Source organism: Pseudonocardia sp. (assembly GCF_025965585.1).
Classification (GTDB): Bacteria; Actinomycetota; Actinomycetes; order Mycobacteriales; family Pseudonocardiaceae; genus Pseudonocardia.
On sequence record NZ_JAOPWR010000362.1, the window covers coordinates 1 to 4,037 of the forward strand.

Sequence of the window (4,037 nt, forward strand, 5' to 3'; positions counted from 1 at the left end):
GCGCCCGGACCTCCTCAACGCCGGCGGCTTCCTGCACGGCGGCGTGCACGCGATCCTCGCAGAGACTGCCGTGCTGAGCCTGGACGCCGACCGCCACCGAGATCAGCACGAACAGCCAGGCGTGGCCGTCGACCTCGCCGTGCACTACCTGCGCAGCGCGCGCCGCGGGCCGTTCCGCGCGGTGGCGGAACCCGTGGGCGTCCCGGCCGGCCTGCGCCGCTACCGCGTCGAGGTCGTGGACCTGGGCCGTGACGGGCGTGTCACCTCGATCGTCACGGTGACGTGCGCCGACCTCGACACACTCCCATCCGTCGCTCGGAATCAACAGAGTCTTCGATGACGAGCCTCGTCAAGATCCGCCGCGTGCTGCACGTCGACTACAGCTACCGCAACATCGCAACACTCGAGCGGTGGTAGACCGACCTCCTCGTGGGGATGGGCCGCCGGATCAGCGCCTCGGCCGGGTAGCAGTGAGGGTCGAACAGGGTAGTGACCAGCCGATACCGGTCCCGGGCGGCGTAACCCGTGTCGTCGCTGCGCACGCAGATCACCGCCTCGATCACCCGGACGGTCAGCCCGTCGAGCTCAGACAGAGAGGAGCCGCCCGGCAGCAGCGCGCTCACCGGTGGCACCCGGTGTGAGCGGGCGCGGGCCGGCAGCGCGGCACCGGTGTCATCGATCGCGGCGAAGAACGCGTTCTCGTCCACCCGCGAGCCAGCAGCACCAGCATCCCGGGCCCGAGCAGCGGAAGCAGCCGCCGGGCCGGCCCGCCTCGTCACGGGATCCTCGCTCGCCGACCGCGCCGCCGATGGTCACCCCGAGCAGGGCGCGGGTGCCGGTCTCGACCAGATACAGCAGCGACAGGTTCGGGTAGCCGGCCCACCCGATGAGGTAGCGGATGTGGCCCGGCCAGGCGCCGGTTGCGGTCGGAGTCGGGGACCTTCAGCGAGTTCAGCCCGTCGAAGGCGACCGTGCGCAGCCCGGCGAAACACATCCCCGGGGTGTGCGGGGCTGCCCGACCGGGCCGGCGACGATCTCGAACAACACCTTCAACGGTGCCGGCCGAGGCGTCGCCGCAGATCACGCAGCGCCGTCTCCGACGGACACGCCACCAGCCCGGTCCGCCCGGCACAGAGCTTCGTCCAGACCCGGGCATGGCCCAGCTGCGGGAAGAGGGCGAGGGCGAGCACGAAATGGACACCTGTCCGCGTCGGCAGCGTGCGGAGCCGGCGCTCGACGGTGCGGGTCTGGGGCCACGACGTCGTCGACGAGTTCGACGGGCAGGTACTGGGTCAACTCGCCGAGATGGCCGGGAGCGAACACCCCGGCCGCGACGGTGGGAGACTGCGGGCGCAACGGGACCTCTGGAGTTGTCGGTAGGGCGGTGGGTCCGACCGACTACCAGAGGTCCCGTCGCCTGAACGTGGATCTGCTCTGTGACACGCCGTGACCGCAACCGGCGCCGCCCGACCGGCACCGGACCTCTGCCCCCGCTGACCGTTCTTGTGGGCCGGCCCCGGTAAGAGCTGATCAGGACGAGGAGGCTGCACAGATGCCGCTACGCGGCGCGCGTTGACACGGCCGTTGATCCCTTAACTACGTGGTGTTGCTTCGGCTAGGACCCCGCCAGCTCATTGCGCAGCTCACGGCGCAGCAGCTTCCCTGTCTCGGTGTAGGGCAGCGAGGCACGCAGCTGGATGAGCTCCGGGGTGCCTGTGGAGCGCATCCGGGCGCGGACGTGCTCCTGCAGCTCGCCTTCCGTGGCGATGGCGCCGTCGACGAGTACGACAGCGGCAACGACCTTCTCCCCCCAGGCCGTGTCGGGGATCCCGAACACGGCCGCCTCAGCCACCGCGGGGTGGTCGAGCAGGACGGCCTCGATCTCGCCGGGCGACAGGTTCTCCCCGCCACGGACGATGACGTCGTCGAGGCGGCCGTGGACGAACAGGAACCCGCCCTCGTCGAGCGTTCCGGCGTCGCGGGTGGGCAGCCAGCCCTTGTCGTTCGTCACCCGATGGCTCAGGTACTCACCCGACACCTGCTCCCCGCGCACCCAGATCTCGCCACGCTCCCCGGCCGGCAGCTCGGACCCGTCGGCGTCGCGGATGGAGACCTCGAGCGTGGGCAGCGGCCGCCCGACCGAGCCCAGGCGGACACGGACAGCTGGGTCGTCGGAGGCGAAGGCATCGCGGTGGTCCTCGGGTCCTAACACCGCGATCGTGGACGAGGTCTCGGTGAGGCCGTAGGCGTTGACGAACCCGACACCCGGCAGCAGCCGCATCGCGCGCTCGATCACCGGCAGCGGCATGGGGCCGCCGCCGTAGGACAGCGCGCGCAGGGACGGCAGGGTGATGCCGTCGTTCTCGACGACGTCAAGGATCCGGTCCAGCATCGTCGGCACGACCATCGCATGCGTGATCGCCTCGGCCTCCGCGAGCCGGGCCCACTGGCGAGGCTCGAAGGATTCCAAGTAGATCACCCGGCGGCCGCCGTAGGCGTTCGACAGCACCGCCGAGACGCCGGCGATGTGATAAGGCGGCACGCTGACCAGCGCCGCGTCGGTCTCATCGGCCCCGGCGAACTCCACCGACGACAGGATGTAGCCGGCGAGGTGCCGGTGGCGCAGGACGGCGGCCTTCGGCTCGCCCGTGGTGCCGCTGGTGAACAGCAGGACGGCGATGTCGTCGGGGTCCGCTCCGCCGCTCTCGATCCGCGGGGCCTGCGGGTCGGCGGCGACGTCCAACAGTTCCTTACGGTCGAGCAGCGTGATGCCCTCGACCTGTCCGATCCGCTCGGCCACACCCGGGCCAACGACGACGGTGGCCGGCGCCATCCGCTCGACGACCGCCTGCAGCCGGTCGTCGGTGAGCCGGTAGTTCACCGGGACGTACGTCTTGCCTGCGCGGGCGGCCCCGAACAGGACCAGTGGCACCGCGTCCGAGTTCACGTCGACGAGCCCGACGCGTTCGCCCTCGCGCGCGACGAGCAGCGCCGCGACCCGCCCGACCCGTTCGTCCAGTTCGGCGAAGGTGCAGCCCTCCGCCCGCCTGCCGAGGGCCACCCGGTCGGCCATTCCGTCGGCCGACATCTCCAGCAGCATGCCGAGGTGCACGATTCGTCTCCCGTGTCGACTGACGACTCTGTCAACTAGCGACCATCACGTGGTGTTGCGACGCGCCTTGCCCGGGTAGCCGAAGAACATCTCGAAGTTCGCGTCGTTGATCGGCTGCGCGGAGTTGCGCCGCGCGCCCTCCTCCAGCGCGGCCAGCCGGGCTCGTGCCGGGGCGAGTACCGCCTCGTCGGGCGGTGTCTGTGTCTCCAGCTCGTTCACCCGCGTGCGCTGGGCCCGGATCTCGATCTGCAGCCGGGCGCCGGCCTCTCCGAACGTCAGCAGGTCGTAGTCGTCCTCATCCGGACGCTCGACGGCCGCATCGTCACGTGGCTCCGTCATGATCCGTCCTTCCGGTGCTCTGTTCGTCGGATCCACCGAGCATATACAGTTGTCTGACGTTTCCGTCATATCCAGTCGCACCGAGCTCGTGTCATCATCGGAGGCCAAGGATGCCCTTGCAGGACCAGCACCAGATCGTGTCCGTCGACGACCACCTCATCGAGCACCCGAGGGTCTGGCAGGACCGGGTGCCCGAGCGCTACCGCGAGGCTGCGCCCCGCATCCAGGTGGTCGACGGCAAGCACATGTGGCACTACGACGGGAACGTCTTCCCGACCGTCGGCCTCAACGCCGTGGCCGGGAAGCCCCGGGAGGAGTGGGGCATGGACCCGGTCCGCTACGAAGACATGATCCCCGGCTGTTACGACCCCGCGGCGCGCGTCAAGGACATGGACCTCGACGGTGTGCAGGCCGCGCTCTGCTTCCCGTCGTTCCCCGGGTTCGGCGGCGGTACGTTCCACCGGGCCCAGGACAAGGACCTGGCGCTGCTCTGCGTCCAGGCCTGGAACGACTTCTACATCGACGAGTGGTGCGCGACGGCCCCGGACCGCTTCATCCCGATGGGGATCCTGCCGGTCTGGGACAT

The 4,037-nt window shown here is 70.2% G+C and carries 4 protein-coding genes and 2 pseudogenes; 2 read left to right on the forward strand and 4 right to left on the reverse strand.

Translation table 11 applies throughout. The features are described 5' to 3' along the window. Window positions 1-340, forward strand: a 340-nt coding sequence (locus JWR81_RS22085; protein ID WP_297656246.1) for a PaaI family thioesterase, incomplete at its 5' end; no start/stop codon positions are given. Between the two features lie 43 nt (window positions 341-383). Here JWR81_RS22085 and JWR81_RS22090 read toward each other — a convergent pair. The 4 genes and pseudogenes from JWR81_RS22090 to JWR81_RS22100 form a co-directional block, all read right to left on the reverse strand. Continuing rightward, entirely contained in the window at window positions 384-707 is a 324-nt protein-coding gene (locus tag JWR81_RS22090) for a hypothetical protein (RefSeq protein ID WP_297656248.1), read from the reverse strand. 342 nt (window positions 708-1,049) lie between these two features. Then, a pseudogene (locus JWR81_RS34490) lies at window positions 1,050-1,238 on the reverse strand (transposase domain-containing protein); the annotation flags it as partial. A gap of 377 nt (window positions 1,239-1,615) precedes the next feature. Beyond that, window positions 1,616-3,112, reverse strand: a complete 1,497-nt coding sequence (locus JWR81_RS22095; protein ID WP_297656251.1) for a class I adenylate-forming enzyme family protein — start codon at window positions 3,110-3,112, stop codon at window positions 1,616-1,618. A 45-nt stretch (window positions 3,113-3,157) separates the two neighbouring features. After that, window positions 3,158-3,451: a hypothetical protein gene (locus tag JWR81_RS22100; protein WP_297656255.1), complete on the reverse strand. Its 294-nt coding sequence runs from the start codon at window positions 3,449-3,451 to the stop codon at window positions 3,158-3,160. 110 nt (window positions 3,452-3,561) lie between these two features. Between JWR81_RS22100 and JWR81_RS22105 the strand changes: the two are divergent. Then, a pseudogene (locus JWR81_RS22105) lies at window positions 3,562-4,037 on the forward strand (amidohydrolase); the annotation flags it as partial.

Excerpts from the sequence above, each read along its gene's own strand:
- JWR81_RS22100 (WP_297656255.1), bottom strand. The coding sequence starts at position 3,451 with ATGACGGAGCCACGTGACGATGCGGCCGTCGAGCGTCCGGATGAGGAC.